The following is a 17,537-nucleotide window of genomic DNA, read 5'->3' on the forward strand; positions in this document are numbered from 1 at the left end:
CTATCAACCATAACTTACGTAAAGTACAGCACGGGGGTTCCGATCGGTATAGTCGATACCTGTTAGTTTTCGTTAAAGCCGGACTGGCCTATGCTACGGGGAATATCAGAACAAGAGAGCAGGAGAACCCGTGCCATTACCCTACGCCCGCTTCCATGATGGAAGCCGCTTCGAGTCCCCCATCAGCAAGGTGGTGTGTGTGGGCCGCAACTATGCCGAACACGCCAAAGAACTGGAAAATCCGGTTCCGGCGCAACCACTGCTGTTCATGAAGCCGCCCTCCTCCGTGGTCCGGCTCGAGGATCCGATCGTTCTTCCCCCGGGGAACGAACCCGTGCATTATGAGACTGAGCTGGCCCTGCTCATTGGCCGGACACTGCGGGCCGCCGGCGAGACAACGGCCATGGAGGCTATTGCCGGTGTTGGTCTGGCCCTCGACCTGACCCTGAGGGAACGCCAGAGCCAACTCAAGGCTTCAGGCCATCCCTGGGAAGTCGCCAAGGCGTTTGACGGCGCATGCCCACTCTCAGCGTTCGTCCCGATTGATGAATTCCGTAATACTGATCGTTTCCGGTTTTCGCTGAGCGTTGACGCCGAGCTGCGCCAGGACGGTGACACTGCGGACATGATCAAACCCGTTCCAGCACTGCTATCGTATATGAGTGAACACTTTACGCTGGAGCCCGGAGACGTGATCCTGACGGGAACGCCCGCCGGCGTCGGCCGACTTGAATCCGGCCAGCAACTGGCGCTGACCCTGGAAGACCGGCTGCGTGTCGAAACCAACGTCTCCTGACTTTTTGAACGAGGTACTATGAGCAGAAAACCGGTAACCACGCGAACCGGGCGCTTTTTCCGTCTCGCCGGCATGACCGGCTCCGTGGCCTCGCGCTACGCGGCCCGGCGGGCGAAGAACTGGTTCAGTGAAGACACGGAACAGAGCCGTCACGAGTACTACAGCCAAATGGCGGAGGAAATCGTCGACACCCTGGGGGAGCTCAAGGGCGCCGTCATGAAGGTGGGCCAGATCGCCTCCCAGACCCAGGACTTCCTGCCCCGGGAACTGACCGATGCCCTGCAGCGCCTCCAGAAAGAGGCGCCGGCCATGGATTACGGGGTCATCAAAGACCAGATCGAGAGCGAACTCGGGGACCGGATCGAGAACCTCTTCGCCGAAGTGGACGAAACCCCCTACGCCGCCGCCTCAATCGGTCAGGTCCACCGGGCACGCCTGAATGACGGCCGGGAAGTCGTCGTCAAGGTCCAGTACCCCGGCGTCGACCGCTCCTGCGACTCGGACCTGAGACAGCTCCGCACCGCCCTGCGCCTGGGCGGCCTGCTGAAAATGCCCAAGGAAAGCGTGGACGAGCTGTTCAACGAAGTCCGCGACCGCCTCCACGAGGAACTCGACTACGAGAACGAAGCCCGCAATATCGAACAGTTCGCCCGACAGCACAAGGATGACCATTGGCTGCTGATCCCGGACGTCGTCCACGAACGCTCCTCACGCCGCGTGCTCACCATGGAGAAAGTCGAAGGCGACCACATCAGCGAAGTCACCCGGGAGCGCTACGACCAGGACACCATCAACCTCATCGGCCAGCGCATCTTCCAGGCCATGGCCGACGGCCTCTTCCGCCACCGCGCCATCCACGGCGACCCCCACGCCGGCAACTTCGCCTACCGGCCGGACGGCACCATCATCCTCTACGACTTCGGCTGCATCAAAAACCTGCGCCCATCCACCGTCGAAGCCTACCGCAACTGCATCATCGACGCCCTGGATGAAAACTACCGATCCCTGGACCAACACCTCATCCACCTCGGCGCCCGAGTCGAAGACCACCCCCCGGTAGACCCCGACTACTACGCCATGTGGCGCAACATCCTCTACCAACCCTTCGCCCCGGAAAACCAACCCTACGACTTCGCCCAATCCGACCTCCACCAACAGGTAGCGGCCAACACCCACACCGTCTTCAAACACCTAAACGCCTTCAAACCCCCGGTCGAAAGCATCCTCATCGACCGCATGGTCGCCGGCCACTACTGGATGCTCAAACGCCTGGGCGTAAAAACCGATTTCCGGCCGCTGCTGGAGGAATACATCAAAAAGGAAGAAACAGCAGAATAGGCGCATGCCAAACAGATGCAGCCTGAGGAATAAAGCTTTTTTGGAGATCCAGGAAGCGCCCCGCACCCACCACGAAGTGGCACGGCGGGGGCTCCCTTTCAGGGAGGCTCGATGACAGGATGTCATCGCGCCAGCGCCCAGGGATGGGTTCACAGCGGTCCCTGAAAGGGAGCCCCCGCCGTGCCACCCGCACCAACCCTGAAGGCTAGGAGCAACTCACTCGGAGTCGATCAATTTCCCGGGATTCATAATGCCGTTAGGATCAAACACCCTCTTGATCCCCTTCATAACAGCAATCTCCGCCTCACTCTTCGTATACCCAAGATACTTCTTCTTGACCATACCAACCCCATGCTCGGCAGAAACACTCCCCTCATACCGCTCAACAATCCCAAACACCAGATCATTCACCGTCTCACACCGCCTGAAGAACTCCGCCTTCTCCATGTCCTCCGGCTTGAGAATGTTCAGATGCAGATTGCCGTCCCCGATGTGCCCGAACCACACAATCTCAAAGTCCGGATACTCCTTCTGCACCACCGAATCAATCTCCTGCAGGAACTCCGGCACCCGGGAAACCCGCACGGACAGATCATTCTTGTAGGGCGTACGCGGCGCAATCGACTCCGAAATCCGCTCACGCAGCTGCCACAGTTTCTCGGCCTGGGCCTCGCTCTGACTGATTACGCCATCCAGCACCCAGCCGGACTCCACGCACTGCTCAAAGATCCCCATGGCCTCCTCCAGCACGCCATCGGAAATCGCCTCGAACTCCAGCAGCGCGTAATACGGCGCTTCCGTCTCGAATGGCGACTGGACCTCCGCATGCTGCTGCACATGCTGGATCGCTTCATGGGAGAAAAACTCATACGCGGTCAGATCCAGCTTGTTCCGGAATGCCTGAAGCACATCCATGGTATTGGTCAGGTCATTGAGCCCCAACACCATCACCGTCAGCCCCGTCGGCTGGCGCGTGAGCTTCATGGTCGCTTCCGTGATGAAACCCAGGGTCCCCTCGCCGCCGATGAACAGCTGGCGCAGGTCGTAACCCGTGTTGTTCTTCTCCAGCCCCCTGTTCAGCTCCAGGATCTCGCCACTGCCGGTCACCACCTTAAGCCCGGCCACCCAGTCACGGCTCATGCCGTAGCGGATCACCTTGATGCCGCCGGCGTTGGTCGAGAGGTTGCCCCCAAGCTGACTGGAGCCGGCGGAGGCAAAATCCACCGGGTAATACAGATCCTGCTCCTCGGCAAAGTTCTGAAGCTGCTCGGTCACAACCCCCGCCTGGCACTGGACGATACGGTCACTGGCATTGAAATCCAGGATCTGGTTCATGCGGTCAAACGCCACCACCAGCTCGCCATTCGCGGCAACAGCACCCGCACTGAGGCCGGTACGCCCACCCGAAGGCACCAGCGCCATATGCTGCTCGTTCGCAAACCGAACAATCGCCTGCACTTCTTCCGTGCTCTTGGGCAGCACGACCGCGATGGGCGCCGGTTCATAGATGCGTGTCCAGTCGCAGCCGTAGGATGCAAGGTCGTCAGGCGCCGTGAGAACCTTGCCCCCGTCGGTCAGCAGTGACTCAAGAGTTTGCGGATCAAAAGCTGTGCCCGTGCTACTCATAGACTCGGAAATCCTCTGATGTCTGTTCAAAATCCGATCAAAAATCGGGAAATTCTGGGGAGCTATGCTACCATAGCTGTTCCCAGGATGCGGCCAATGCCGCAACTAATTGATTTTCCTTCATTTTTTTCGAAAACCTGATTAAATCTGGATTCTGTCATGGCTAACACATCGCTCGACAAGAGTAAGATCCGTTTTCTTCTGCTCGAAGGTGTTCACCAATCCGCCGTGGAAAAGCTCAACGCTGCCGGCTACACCAACATCGAACACCTGAGCCATTCGCTCGCGGAAGAAGACCTTCTGGAAAAGATCGCCGACGCCCATTTCGTTGGCATCCGTTCACGCACCCAGCTCACCGAGAAAGTCTTCGACCACGCTAAGAAACTCGTCGCGGTCGGGTGCTTCTGCATCGGCACCAACCAGGTTGACCTGGAAGCGGCCAAGAAGCGTGGTATTGCTGTATTCAACGCGCCCCACTCCAACACGCGGAGCGTTGCGGAGCTGGTTCTGGCCCAAACCATCATGCTGCTGCGCGGCACCCCGGAGAAGAACGCGGCGGCCCATCGCGGCAAGTGGATGAAGTCCGCCAAGAACAGTTACGAGACCCGGGGCAAGAAGCTGGGCATCATCGGCTACGGCAACATCGGCACCCAGCTCAGCGTTGTGGCCGAGTCACTGGGCATGGACGTCTACTTCTACGACGTGGTCTCCAAGCTGCCCCTCGGCAATGCCACACAAGTGGGTTCCATGAAGGAACTGCTGGCGCTGTCCGACGTGGTCACGCTGCATGTGCCGGAGACCGAGTCAACCCGTAACATGTTCGGCGCGCGGGAACTGGACCAGATGAAGGAAGGCAGTATCCTCATCAACGCCTCCCGTGGCACCGTTGTCGACATCGAGGCGCTGAGCGAGAGCCTGCGCTCCGGCAAGCTGCTGGGCGCCGCCGTGGACGTCTTCCCGACCGAACCCAAGTCCAACGATGAGGAATTCGTATCGCCGCTGCGCGAGTTCGACAACGTCATCCTCACGCCCCATGTTGGCGGCAGCACCGTTGAAGCCCAGGAGAACATCGGCTTTGAAGTGGCGGAAAAGCTGTCCACCTACAGCGACAACGGCACTTCCGTTGGCTCGGTCAACTTCCCGGAAGTGGCGCTGCCCTCGCATCCGGACCAGCATCGCCTGCTCCACATCCACAAGAACATTCCGGGTGTGATGTCCGAGATCAACCAGATCTTCTCGGAAAATGACATCAACGTATGTGGACAATACCTGCGCACCAATGATGAGATAGGCTACGTCGTCATCGACGTCGACAAGGCCTACAGTGATGTTGCCCTTCGCAAGCTCAAGGAAGTGAAGGGCACCATCCGCGCACGGGTACTGTTCTGATAAGGAATTAACCATGTCTATGAAAGACACGCTGATTCAGAAGCTGGAAAAACAGGTGGACAGCTGGGAAAGCCGGCTGGACACCCTCAAGGCCCAGTTCAATGAATACAAGCAGAAAGCGGAAAACCAGGAAGCCACGGAAGAGCTGAAACAGGAGACCGCCAAGCGGATCAGCGACCTTCAGGAGAAGGTCGAGTCCGCCCGCAGGCGCCTCTCCGAACTGCGTGAAAGCGGTGAATCCCATGTGAAGGAGGTCCGCGGCCAGGTTGAAGACTGGCTGAACCGGAACTCCTGAGTCCTGACGCACCCGGCCCGGTCCGGGTGCGTACCCTCCTTATATCAAAACAATCTATCAAGATGAAACATCATTCTTTCTGGTCATATAAAACCAGTGCTAGGCTGCGCTATCACTGACATGACCCGTAGAGAACCTGCATGGATTGGACCGGCTGGACAAGCCTTCTGACGGTAGTTGCCGTTCTCACAACCCTGATGACCACGCGCCTGGCCACGGACATGGTCATGCTCACGGCGCTTATATTCCTGAGCGTCTCCGGCATTCTCACACACCAGGAAGCCCTGGCGGGGTTCAGCAACAGCGGTCTCATCACCGTCGCCTTCATGTACGTCATCGCCTCCGGAATCCATAACACCGGCGGACTGGACTGGATCATCAAGAACCTGCTTGGCCGTCCGGCATCCGTGCGCTACGCCCAGGCGCGGGTCATCGCGCCGGTCGCCGGTCTCAGCGGCTTCCTGAACAACACCCCGGTGGTGGCCACCTTCATCCCGGCCGTCGCACGCTGGGCCCGCCACCAGCAGGTGCCCCTTCCGCCACTGCTGATGACACTCAGTTATGCGGCCATACTCGGCGGCACCCTCACGCTCATCGGCACCAGCACCAACCTGATCGTGAATGGCCTCTACATGGACCTGGCCGATTCCGAGGGTTTCCATCTCTTCGACATCACCTGGGTAAGCCTGCCCGTGATCCTGATCGGCCTGGCCTTCATCGTCGTCTGGCTGCCCTTTGCGCTTCGGTCCCGGAAAGGCAACGGCAAGCAGATGTTCGGGGACTTCCGGGAATACACCGTGGAAATGGCCGTCGCCAATGATGGCCCCCTCGTCGGCCAGTCCGTTCAGGACGCAGGACTGCGCCACCTTCGCGGACTTTACCTGGTTGAAATCGAGCGCGAAGGCGGCGTGGTAACCGCCGTGCCCTCCGAGGAACGACTGCGCAGTGGTGACCGCCTTGTGTTTGCCGGTGACGTACAATCCGTCATGGAGCTCCGCCAGATCCGCGGCCTCGTCCCCTCCACCGAAGAGCAGCCACTACTGGCCAAGGAAGCCCCGGAGCGCCGCATCGTCGAAGCCGTGGTCTCTCCCGAGTGCCTGGCCGTGGGCAGCACCATCCGCGAAAGCCGGTTCCGCGAGAAATACGGCGCCGTGGTCCTCGCCATCGCCCGCAACGGCCGGCGCATCGAAGGCAATCTCGGCAATATCCGGCTTGAACCGGCGGATACCCTGCTACTGGAGGCACGCCCCGTCTTTGTCACACGCCAGCGTTACTCCAGAGATTTCCTGCTGGTCAACGACACCGAGGAAGAGAGCCCCGACCACCGCAAATCCTGGCGGGCCTGGGCCATCCTCATCGCCGTGGTCCTTCTGGCCGCCACCAACACCCTGAGCATGCTCCACGCCGCCATGGTCGGCGCCCTGGCCATGCTGCTGACCAACTGCCTGACCCTGAACCTGGCCCGGCGCAGCCTCGACGGCCACGTACTACTGACCATCGCCTGCTCCTTCGCCCTGGGCAACGCCCTGGACAAAACCGGCGCCGCCACCTGGCTCGGCCACGGCATGCTGTCCTTCACCGCCGGCGACTACCTGCTGATGCTGATCGCCACCTACGTGCTCGTGAACGTCATGACCGAAATGATCACCAACAACGCCGCCGCCCTCCTGACCCTGCCCATCGTACTGGCCGTCACCCAGAACGCCGGCATGCCCGCCGAGCCCTTCGTCCTGACACTAATGATGGCCGCGTCGGCAAGCTTCGCAACGCCACTGGGCTACCAGACAAACCTGATGATATTCGGCCCGGGGGGATTCCGGTTTATAGATTTCGCAAAGGCGGGATTGCCGCTCAACATCATCTGCGGCATTGCAACGGTTACAACGGTTTCCTTGCTTTACCCCCTCTAACCCCACACTCCAAACCATGGTGAAGAAGGAAGGAGGGGCGAGGGCACACTGTCAGGGAAGCTCCGGAGCCATGGATGGCGGAGGGCAGCGTACAGGGACGTATTCACAGCGTTTCCCTGACAGTGTGCCCTCGCCCCTCCTTCCTTCTTCACTCCCCAAAAACGCAATTCACTCCATGGGCATCAACTGAATCTCAACACGCCGGTTCTGCTGCCGACCCTGCTCCGTATCATTACTCGCAACCGGGAAACGCGGCCCATAGCCCTTGGTATGAAGCCGACCCTGAGCCACACCCTTATCCCGAAGATAAGACCCCACCGACTGGGCACGACGTTCACTCAGCTGCTGGTTATACTCGAAGCTTCCGGTACTGTCCGTATGCCCACCAACGGCAATTGCCGTCTGATCAAATTCCTTGACCACAATGGCTACCGAATCAAGGACCTCATAGAACGACGTCCGGATGTTGGATTTGTCCACGTCAAAGGTGATGTTCCCCGGCATGATAAGATCGATCTGGTTCCCGTCACGCTTCACACGTACACCGGTACCCTCGAGTCTCTGCCGCAGTTGCGCCTCCTGGCGATCCATGTACTGGCCCACGCCAGCGCCAATCAGACCGCCTGAAGCCGCACCGATCAGGATGCCCTTGTTCCGGTCCCCTTTGCTGGACGTGGCAGCCCCGGCCGCAGCCCCGGTGACCGCACCAATAATACCGCCCATCATCGTCTTCGACGTCTTCTCCTCACCCGTGTAGGCATCCTGTGTCGCACAGCCACTGATCATCGCCGCGCTGACCACGACGGCCATAAGCACTTTTTTCATCAAGTCGTCTCCAGAGTTTCGTTGATTGTGTCCTGCGACCCCAGGAGTCGTTCCATTTCCGCGGAAACCGCTCCCAGCACCTGCCCCAGTATCGGGTCGGCCTCATTCACCAGATGATGACGGCCTTCGGGGATCTGATAGACCCGGACCCGCCGGAACTTGCGTCTTAGTACGCGAAGGTTGTGGCGCCACTCCACGGTCGTGTCCTGCTCACCCTGCACGATGGCCAGGTCATAGTCTACAGGCAGGGCTGCTTCGATACGTGAAACCCACCGCCTCAGCGCCGTCAGCCAGGCCATCGCAATACCCTGGGCCTGAAGCGGGTCATGGTCCTTCAGGAAGCGGAGAAAATCACCGTCATTGCTGTTGGCGACGAATACCCGCTTCCACTGATCCTGGAAGGGTCGCGTCAGGGTATGGACCAGCTTTCCCATCCGGAACCCCGCGGGCCGAATCAGCGGTGCGAGCAGAACCACACCCCTGAAGGCGATGGCCTCGGGCGCCTCACGGCAGGACAGCAGGTAGTCCACCAGCACACCGCCACCGGTACTCTGCCCAACCCCAATCCAGGGGTCTGTTGTCTGCCCCCGGCTCAGTGCCAGAACCGTCAGCAGAATCCGCTGGTACTCCCGAAAGCTCTGGATCGCCGTGGGCTCACCGCTGGACAGGCCGTGGCCGGGCAGATCATAGACGAGCACGTCCATGCCCTGCCACAGGCAATGGTGGATAATGCGGCTATAGAGCCCAGTGTGGTCCAGGTAGCCATGAAAGAGGAACACCGTGCCGAGACTCTCGGGCTGGCGGTAATAGTGGACCGCCAACCGGTAGCCCGCCGCATCAAGATACCCGAGTCGATAGGTTGTGTTCGGAGTGTCCGGTCCGGGTTCCAGGCCGTAGAACTGGAGGTAGGGGTAAACCGGTTCGCCGGGTGCCTCGGTTTCCGCAAAGCGGAACGGCGGCATGGCGGCCACCACGGCGTCACGGTCCCACGATGATGCGTAGACGGTCGCTTCAGGCTCTTCGCTGTATAAGGTCATTCCAGAAGATGCCGCCTGAAGAAATCCAGTTGATCCGAGGACGAGCGCTTGAAGCCTTCACCCGTATAGATATCGAAATGGCCCATACCATCATAGCGACGGAGTTCCGCCCGGAAACCGGCCCGCTGGGCGGTCTTTTCAGCCGCCTCCGGTGGCGCCACTGAATCCTCGGAACAGGTGATAATCAGCGCCGGACAGGGCAGGCGCTTCGCATGGCGCACCGGGCGATAGAACGGCAGCTGCAGCGCAATGCGGGCTGCCAGCTCGTTGCGCCAGTTTTCAGGCGTAATACTCTTATAGCCGGGAAGCGCATCATCGGTGGCCATGGCGGCGGTTTCCCCGGGGGCGCCGACGATGGGCGCGTACAAAGGTGAACGGCCGAGCAACGCTCGGAACTGATCCCGCACCGCCAGCCCACTGAGCTTCGTGAGTCCCGCGAGACCGGCGTATCCAAGCACATTGGTGACCGCCGCCAGACCATCCATCATCGGACCCTGGGAGGAAACCGCGGCTACGCGCCTGTCGCGGGCCGCGGCAACAATCACATGCCCGCCGGAGAACGATGAGCCCCAGAGCGCGATTCGCTCGGGATCAATCCCCTCCTGCTGACGGGCAAAATCAATCGCCGCCTGCCAGTCGGCAAGCTGGCGGGACACGGAAACCAGCTGACGCGGCTCACCCTCGCTGTCACCGAAATGGCGGTAATCAAAAAGCAGTACTGGAAAACCAGCTTCCGCGAAGACACGGGCATAGGGAACCAGTCCGGCATCCCGGGTCCCGCCAAGACCATGTGCCATAACGATGCAGGGCGCCGGCTTCGAAACCGGTGTCTCCGGCCAGAACCACCAGGCAGCGACGGCATCACCGTCCACCCGAAAGCGCACATCCGTCTGTTGCAGTTCCATCAGTGATAATCTCCGTCGCGTCTGGACTAGTTACGCATCAGTTCAGGCAGAAAGAGAGCAATCTGCGGGAAAATAATCAGCAGGGCGGTGGAGAGCAGCAGGATCGCCACAAAGGGTGGTGTCCCGCGTATCACCTCCATATAGGGTCGCCTGAAAATCGCCACGGCAGTGAATATGTCACATCCGAACGGTGGTGTCGCAGACCCGATCGCCGCCTGCAGCACTACCAGTGTCCCGACGTGAACCGGATCCAGGCCGGCGGTGGCGATTGCGGGAGAAAAGATAGGTGTCAGCACCAGGATGACCACGATGGGATCCACAAACATGCAGCCCACGAAGTAGGCCACGGCGATCAGGATCAACAACTGGTAGGGGTGCTCCGACGCCGCCGTGAGCATATCCCCGAGCAACAGGCTGGGGATCTGAGCGAACGAAATCATCCAGGAAAATGCCATACCCGCCGCCACCAGGATAAAGACCACAGCCGTGATCATTCCGGTTGAAAGCGCGATTTCCGGGATCTGGGACATCTTCACCTGCCGGTAGATGACCATTTCCAGCAGCAGCGCATAGGCCACGGACATCGAAGCCGCTTCCGTGGGACTGAAGGTACCGGAATAAATGCCACCGATGATGATGACCGGGAAACCACCGGCGAGAATGGATCGCTTGAGCGCAAGGAGCCGCTCGGACCAGCTCGCCTTGGGCAACACTGGAATGCCCTTCCAGACGGAAATGCCGTAACAGTAGGCGGCAAAAAGCGCGAGGATCATGAGCCCAGGCCCGATACCGGCAATGAAAAGGGCACCGACAGAGGTGCCGGAGACAACACCGTAGATGATCATGCCGATGGAGGGCGGAATCAGCAGCGCAATGTCGCTGGCATTGATGATCAGGGCGATGGAAAACCGGTCCGTATAACCGGCCTCGATCAGTCTGGGCCTGAGTGGTCGCCCCATGGCTACAACCGTGGCCTGGGTCGAACCTGAAACCGCCCCGAACATGGTGCAGGAAATGGCGGTGGTGACGGGCAGTCCGCCACGGATATGGCCCACGAACTTGCTGACCAGATCCAGCAGCCGGTTCGCCGTGTTGCCCTTGATCATGATATCGGCGGCGAGTATGAACATGGGGACCGCCACCAGAACGGTCTGCTCCACCCCACCGATCATCTGCTGAACCAGGTTGGAGGGGTGCAGCCCCGAGAATTTCGCCATCAGCAGCAGCAGCGCGCCCACTGTGAGCGGCACCATCATGGGGTAGCCCATGAGCAGCAGAACGATCATCACAACGCCCACGAGCAGTGCGGCATCGGAAGTTGCCAGGGATGCGATGTTGAGCCACTCGAGAAAATCAATCACGGTTGTCGCCTCCCTCGCTGTTATTATTCTCCTCAGCCACTTCCAGTTCCTCGTCACTCAGGCCACTGGCCGTCGCCAACCCAGGGTCAATACCTTCTTCCTCGTACTCGTCCTTCTGATACCAGGACAGGTAGTTCTCACGACTGATCAGGTTGCGGACCCCGGCGAGGAAAAACTGGATACCCCCGAGCAGGAACCCGAGAGGAACGACCATATAGTAGAGGTAGACAGGGAAACCCGTGGAGGAAGTGACACGACACTGGCCGGAACGCGCCTCCACGAGGCCGATGAACAGGCTGAAAAGCCAGTAGGCCAGCAACAGGCCCACAAGAATGGAAATCCAGAGGGCAACACTGCGCTGCCACCCCGTAAACAGGTTGACCAGTCGGGCATAAAGGGCTTCAACGAGCCGGATGCCATGGCCAGCAATGGCCAGTGCCACCACAGTGATAATGACCCCAGCGGTCAGGGGCATGCCGCCGACCGGCATATTGAACAGGCCAAGGTTCACGGCTTCCGGCAGAACCCGGCAGCTTCGCTGCGCCGCCCCGGCGTAGTTCCAGGCGTAATCCGCAAACACGAACAGCAGGCCGGCAGTCGTGAAGCTGACGAAAATCAGCAGAATCTTCTGGCCCAGCGGCGGCAGCAGATCGTGCACCGCCGAGACGCGGATGTGGCGGGCGTGACGCGCGCCGATCCCGATACCCAGAAAGGTCACCATGACCAGCAGTATCTGGGCGGCGTCATTGGCGAACTGAAGACTGAAACCCATCAGGTTCCGGGCGAGGACATTGGCGACGGTTACCACCGCCATGGCGATCACGCACGCAATAAGAGCGCTTCGCTCAAACCAGTCGAGCCCCGTGTCCACCCACTCGAATGAACTCTTGGAAACCGCCTTCCATACCGGTCCTGAACCGGTCCTGCCCCGGTCGGTCATTGGATACTCCCTCAATCAGCCCTTGGTAACAATAGCGGGTAGACCTGCTGTTGGGCAACAACGGCTGTAAATAGATTCTGCAAACGCAAAATTCGATATAGGACTTTTGCTGAACAAAAACTGTGTTATGTTTAACAGGGATAACGAAAAAAAATCCATACAGGGAGACACGTTATGATCCAATCTCGCCAATGGCTGACAGGCCTGATGATGATTTTTGCACTGGGCCTCTATGGCTGCTCGGATTCCGGTGATTCCGATTCCAGTGAATCCGGTGATTCCGGTGACGAGGGCAAGACCAAAGAGGAACTGGCTGCGGAACGCGAACCCGACACCTGGCGCTTCGCGCTTGAAGAAGTGGAAGGCAGCGTTCAGGACGCCTACGCGAAGGAATTCAAGCGGCGCATCGAAGAGAAAACCGATGGTGGCGTAACGGTTGAAGTCTACCCTTACGGCACACTCGGAACCTCCTCCCAGCTCACCGAGCTCATGCAGAATGGCGCGGTGGAACTGGCATTCGCATCACCCGGCCATCTCGCGGACGCGATTCCCGAAGTCGGTATCTTCACCCTGCACTTCATCCTGTCCCAGGATCCGGATGTAAACCGCGAAGTACTCTCTTCGCCGCAGACCTACGACCTGTTCCAGCCGCTCTATGAAGAGCAGGATCTTCAGCTTCTGGACATTGTTCAGGAAGGCTGGATGGTCTGGAGCGCGGACAAGCCGCTGCGCAGCCCCGAGGACTTCGAGGACTTCAAGATTCGTACCATGACGTCTCCGATCCTGGTGGAATCCTACAAGGCCTATGGCGCCGACCCGACGCCAACGCCCTACTCGGAAGTCTACAGCGGCCTGCAGCTCGGTCAGATCGACGGCCAGGTCAACCCGATCTTCGCGATCGAGGAAATGAGCTTCTATGAAGAGCAGGATGTGCTCACTTCGGCACGTCACGCGCAGTTCATCTCCACCTTTGCGGCGGGCAACGACTGGTTCGAAGGTCTGTCGGACGAGCGACAGGAACTGATCCTGGAGGTTCGTGACAACATGGTGCCCTGGATTGATGAGAAGCAGCGTGAATACAACGAAGAACGGCTGCAGAAAATCCTGGACGCGGGTGGTACTGAATTTGTTGAGCTCAACGAAGACGAGCGTGACGTCTTCCGTGAAGCCAGCAAGAACGTACGCCAGATCTATCTGGAGCAGGCTGGTGAGAAAGGGGAGGAAATCCTCAACAGTCTCCTCGAAAGGACCCAGAAAGCCGACGCTGAAAGCCAAGGCGAATCTGAAGGCGAATCTGAAGGCGAAGACGAAGACGAAGACGAAGAAATGGATGACGCGGCCTGAACCCGGCCACCATCCCATGAAACCCGGCCATGCGCCGGGTTTTTTTTGCCTGGAAAACGGATGAGAAGCGGGCCTTCAGCCGCTATAATGCGTCCACTCTTAGACTGATTCCGGGAGCGGACTATGAGCCCTAATGCCGCAACGGCCCGCCTGCTGAGCCCCATCCTGCTCATCCTGCTCGCCGCCTGTAGCGATGCCCCACCCGAAACCAGTCCCACCCGAATCCAGGGGGAGACCTTTGGCACCTTCTATCAGGTCAGTGTGGCCAACGACCTGGCAGATGAGCAGAAGGATACGCTTCGCAGCCAGCTTGAGGCTGAACTGGACAGGGTGGACCGGCAGATGTCCACCTACCGTGAGGACTCCGACCTGAACCGACTCAACAGCGCCGAGACCGGCGAGTGGGTCGCACTGCCCGACCCCGTCATCGAGCTGCTCGCCCTGTCCCGGACGATCTCGGAAGCAACAGACGGCGCCTTTGATATTACCGTGGGTGGACTGGTTAACCTCTGGAGTTTCGGGCCCGAGGCACGCCCCCGGGAAAAACCCTCCGACGAGGCATTGCAACAGCGCCTTGAACAGGTCGGATTCCAGCAGCTCGACGTGGACCAGGACGCGGGCAGGGCCCGCCGGCTGAGCGACATTTACGCTGACCTCTCGGCAATCGCCAAGGGGCACGCTGTTGACCGTCTCGCCATGCTGCTCGAGGAGGCTGGTTATGAGGCCTATCTCGTCAATATCGGCGGCGACCTACTGGCCAACGGCCGCAAGCGTTCCGGCGAACCCTGGCGGATTGGTATCGAGCTGCCGCGCGATGGGGAACAGGTCGCCCGGCATGCACTGCCATTACTGAACATGTCACTGGCAACATCCGGGGACTACCGGAACTATTTTGAAGTCGATGGCCAACGATATTCGCATACCATTGACCCACGGGACGGGCGACCCGTGCAGCACACACTCGCGTCGGTCAGTGTTTTCCATCCGGAAAACACCATGGCGGATGCCCTGGCAACCGCCTTCATGGTGATGGGGACGGAAGATACCCTGACTTATGCCCGGAAGAACGAGATCCCGGTGCTGGTAATTGAACGGAGTCGGGGAGATTTCCGTACACGCATATCCCCGGCACTGCGAGAGATGCTTGCCGGGGAAGACGTTGAGCGACTTTTAACCGACTGACCCGGAGAGACTGCCATGACTGAAGTAACCGAACTGCAGTCCGAGGTCCGGGCGCTGCTTGAAGAGGAAGACATCGATACCGTTGTCGAGCTCCTCAATAACCGTCACCCGGCAGAGATTGGTGGGGTTATTGACGAGCTTGAAGCGGAATCGGCCTTCTTCCTGTTTGACCGCCTGGACCGCCGCACCCAGGCACGCATCCTGCCCTACATGCAGGAGTCCCACCAGCTCAGCATGGTGCAGCACCTGAGCCGCCACGCCCAGGCCCGCCTGCTGACGGACATGAACGCGGACGAGCGTGCCGACCTTTACCAGGAGTTGCCCGAGGAGGTTCAGGAAACCCTGATGCCCGCCCTGGCCAAGGCGGAGCGGGAAGACCTGCTGCGCCTGACCAGCTACCCGGAGGGCACGGTGGGGTCGGTCATGACCAGCGAATACGCCACGGTCCCGGCCCACATCACGGCACGTCAGGCCATCGAACGGCTGCGCTTCCAGGCCCTGAACAAGGAAACCATCTACATTGCCTATGTGCTCGACTCGGATCGGCGCCTCCTGGGCATCGTCACGCTCAGTGGGCTGGTGGTCGCCTCACCCCAGGAAGCGGTCGAGGACCTGATGCAGACCGAGGTGGTCAATGTGCACACGGACGCCCCCAGCGCCGAGGCTGCCCGGCTGATCGCGGATTACGACCTTCTCGCCATTCCCGTGGTGGATGACAATGAGCGCATGGTCGGGATCGTGACCCACGACGATGCCATGGACGTCCAGGAGGCCGAGGCCACCGAGGACATCCACAAGGGTGCCACGGTCGGCAATCTCCCCGGCAGCCTCAAGGAAACCGCGCTGACCACCCTCTACCAGAAGCGCATCCTCTGGCTGGTTCTGCTGGTCTTCGCCAACGTGTTCTCAGGCGGCGGCATTGCCCTCTACGAGGACACCATCCAGGCCCATGTTGGCCTGGTCTTCTTCCTGCCGCTGCTGATTGCCAGCGCTGGTAACGCCGGTGCCCAGTCCTCGACACTGATGGTTCGCGCCATCGCCACCGGCGATGTGGTCAGCCGGGACTGGCTCCGCATGCTGTTTCGCGAGATCAGTGTCGGCATGTTGCTCGGCCTGACCATGGCCATTGCGGTGGCCGCTATCGGTTTCTATCGCGGCGGGTATGAAATGGCCATGGTGGTTGCCCTGACCATGATCATCGTGGTCCTCAGCGGCAGCCTGGTGGGCATGTCTCTGCCGTTCGTGCTCAACCGCCTGAACCTCGACCCCGCAACGGCCAGCGCGCCAGTGGTTACCTTCATCGCAGACGTAACCGGGATCCTTGTCTACTTCGCCATCGCCTCGGCACTGCTTTCGGTACCAGGCGCCTAGGTGGCCATGCATGGCATTCGCTGAACGGATTTCTGACCTCAGCCCGGACCAATGGAACCGTCTTGAGGGAACCGGCAACCCCTTCCTCAGGCACGAGTTCCTGTCGGGGCTGGAATCCACGGGCTGTGTAACAGCCGAAACCGGCTGGCAGCCCCACCACTGGGTTGAGTGGGATGACGACGGCGTTCTGAAGGCCGCCCTGCCCTGCTACCTCAAGACTCACTCCTTCGGGGAATATGTCTTCGACTGGGCCTGGGCCGAAGCCTGGGCCCAGTACGGACTCGACTATTACCCCAAGCTGCTCAGCGCCATCCCCTTTACACCCTGTGAAGGGCCCAGGCTCCTGGTCGCGCCCGGAGAGAATCCGTCCGGGCCCGGAAGCCGTGCCGCTCAGGCCATGCTTGATGAAGTCCTGGCGCAGTCCGCCTCCGGCTGGCACCTGTTGTTTCCGGATGAAACCGCACGGCAGAGCCTCCACCGCGAGGAATGGATGACGCGGCTGAGCTGCCAGTTCCACTGGCACAACGAGGGGTTTGGCAGCTTCGAAGACTTTCTGGGGTCACTGAAATCCCGCAAGCGCAAGCAGATACGCAAGGAGCGCAGCGCGGTTACCGAGCAGTCCATCCACTTTCAGAAACTCCGGGGTAACGAGATCACGGAACAGGCCCTGGACGCCTTCTTCCTGTTCTACCAGGCCACCTATCTCAAGCGCGGCCAGCGCCCCTACCTCAACAGGGCCTTCTTCGAGCACCTTGTCAACGCCATGCCCGAGCAGCTTTTCCTGGTCATGGCCGTACACGAAGGCCGCTTCTGCGCCGCCTCCCTCTTCCTGCACGATCAACACCGGCTTTACGGCCGCTACTGGGGCTGCCTTGAGGAATACGACCAGCTGCATTTCGAGGCCTGCTATTACCAGGGCATTGATTTCTGCATTGAACGGGGGCTGCACCGGTTCGATGCGGGTGCGCAGGGAGAGCACAAACTCAAGCGGGGCTTCCGCCCGCACCTGTTCGAGTCCTTTCACTGGATCCAGGATCCCCGGCTTCGCCCTGCGGTTGCCGATTTCTGCCGGCGGGAGGCCCGAGCCGTCAGGGCTTACGCCCAGCAGGCGCGCCAGGAACTGCCTTTCCGGGAAGGCCTCTGATAACCGGATTATCCCCGGGGCGCGCCTGTGTTAGCCTTTTCCCGTTCATCAAACGCTTTTCCGGACGCCGGACC

The 17,537-nt window shown here is 60.1% G+C and carries 15 protein-coding genes; 9 read left to right on the plus strand and 6 right to left on the minus strand.

Going from position 1 to position 17,537, the window contains the following annotated elements:
• The first annotated feature begins 130 nt into the window (after positions 1–130).
• A complete protein-coding gene (locus DES49_RS05700) occupies positions 131–796 on the plus strand; it encodes a fumarylacetoacetate hydrolase family protein (protein WP_133735416.1) in 666 nt (221 codons plus the stop codon).
• Between the two features lie 18 nt (positions 797–814).
• Complete coding sequence (locus DES49_RS05705; protein ID WP_133735417.1) at positions 815–2,134, plus strand: ABC1 kinase family protein; 1,320 nt, start codon at positions 815–817, stop codon at positions 2,132–2,134.
• Positions 2,135–2,350: 216 nt separating this feature from the next.
• On the opposite strand, the gene DES49_RS05710 is transcribed toward DES49_RS05705, so the two are convergent.
• Positions 2,351–3,760, minus strand: a complete 1,410-nt coding sequence (locus DES49_RS05710; RefSeq protein ID WP_208297020.1) for an FAD-binding oxidoreductase — start codon at positions 3,758–3,760, stop codon at positions 2,351–2,353.
• 159 nt (positions 3,761–3,919) lie between these two features.
• On the opposite strand from DES49_RS05710, the gene serA reads away from it, so the two are divergent.
• From serA to DES49_RS05725, 3 genes are all read left to right on the plus strand, one after another.
• Positions 3,920–5,149: a phosphoglycerate dehydrogenase gene (gene serA / locus DES49_RS05715; RefSeq protein WP_133735419.1), complete on the plus strand. Its 1,230-nt coding sequence runs from the start codon at positions 3,920–3,922 to the stop codon at positions 5,147–5,149.
• Between the two features lie 13 nt (positions 5,150–5,162).
• Positions 5,163–5,444, plus strand: a complete 282-nt coding sequence (locus DES49_RS05720) for a sll1863 family stress response protein (RefSeq protein WP_133735420.1) — start codon at positions 5,163–5,165, stop codon at positions 5,442–5,444.
• Positions 5,445–5,584: 140 nt separating this feature from the next.
• The gene (locus tag DES49_RS05725; protein WP_133735421.1) at positions 5,585–7,354 is read left to right on the plus strand and encodes an SLC13 family permease; all 1,770 of its coding nucleotides are present in this window, start codon (positions 5,585–5,587) and stop codon (positions 7,352–7,354) included.
• A gap of 168 nt (positions 7,355–7,522) precedes the next feature.
• Here the strand turns inward: DES49_RS05725 and DES49_RS05730 are convergent, their stop codons facing one another.
• The 5 genes from DES49_RS05730 to DES49_RS05750 form a co-directional block, all read right to left on the minus strand.
• On the minus strand, positions 7,523–8,179 hold the full coding sequence (locus DES49_RS05730; RefSeq protein ID WP_133735422.1) for a YiaD family glycine zipper/OmpA-like lipoprotein: 657 nt from the start codon (positions 8,177–8,179) through the stop codon (positions 7,523–7,525).
• Positions 8,179–9,216: an alpha/beta hydrolase gene (locus DES49_RS05735; RefSeq protein WP_133735423.1), complete on the minus strand. Its 1,038-nt coding sequence runs from the start codon at positions 9,214–9,216 to the stop codon at positions 8,179–8,181. The genes DES49_RS05730 and DES49_RS05735 overlap by 1 nt, the downstream gene beginning before the upstream one ends.
• The gene (locus DES49_RS05740) at positions 9,213–10,121 is read right to left on the minus strand and encodes an alpha/beta hydrolase (protein WP_133735424.1); all 909 of its coding nucleotides are present in this window, start codon (positions 10,119–10,121) and stop codon (positions 9,213–9,215) included. The genes DES49_RS05735 and DES49_RS05740 overlap by 4 nt, the downstream gene beginning before the upstream one ends.
• Positions 10,122–10,147: 26 nt before the next feature.
• Positions 10,148–11,407: a TRAP transporter large permease gene (locus tag DES49_RS05745; RefSeq protein WP_133735696.1), complete on the minus strand. Its 1,260-nt coding sequence runs from the start codon at positions 11,405–11,407 to the stop codon at positions 10,148–10,150.
• 67 nt (positions 11,408–11,474) lie between these two features.
• Positions 11,475–12,422 carry a TRAP transporter small permease gene (locus tag DES49_RS05750; RefSeq protein WP_133735425.1) on the minus strand — a complete coding sequence of 316 codons (948 nt, stop codon included), beginning with the start codon at positions 12,420–12,422 and terminating at the stop codon, positions 11,475–11,477.
• Positions 12,423–12,596: 174 nt separating this feature from the next.
• Here DES49_RS05750 and DES49_RS05755 point away from each other — a divergent pair, with 174 nt between their 5' ends.
• The 4 genes from DES49_RS05755 (at position 12,597) to DES49_RS05770 (ending at position 17,463) form a co-directional block, all read left to right on the plus strand.
• Positions 12,597–13,766 carry a TRAP transporter substrate-binding protein gene (locus DES49_RS05755; RefSeq protein ID WP_133735426.1) on the plus strand — a complete coding sequence of 390 codons (1,170 nt, stop codon included), beginning with the start codon at positions 12,597–12,599 and terminating at the stop codon, positions 13,764–13,766.
• Between the two features lie 123 nt (positions 13,767–13,889).
• The gene (locus DES49_RS05760; RefSeq protein ID WP_133735427.1) at positions 13,890–14,948 is read left to right on the plus strand and encodes an FAD:protein FMN transferase; all 1,059 of its coding nucleotides are present in this window, start codon (positions 13,890–13,892) and stop codon (positions 14,946–14,948) included.
• Between the two features lie 15 nt (positions 14,949–14,963).
• Positions 14,964–16,319 (plus strand): magnesium transporter, encoded by a 1,356-nt coding sequence (mgtE, locus tag DES49_RS05765; RefSeq protein WP_133735428.1) that lies wholly within the window; start codon positions 14,964–14,966, stop codon positions 16,317–16,319.
• Between the two features lie 10 nt (positions 16,320–16,329).
• Positions 16,330–17,463, plus strand: coding sequence for a GNAT family N-acetyltransferase (locus DES49_RS05770; RefSeq protein WP_133735429.1), 1,134 nt, complete (start codon positions 16,330–16,332; stop codon positions 17,461–17,463).
• Positions 17,464–17,537: the final 74 nt, after the last annotated feature.

Source organism: Halospina denitrificans, assembly GCF_004364635.1.
GTDB classification, from domain to species: Bacteria; Pseudomonadota; Gammaproteobacteria; order Pseudomonadales; family Oleiphilaceae; genus Halospina; species Halospina denitrificans.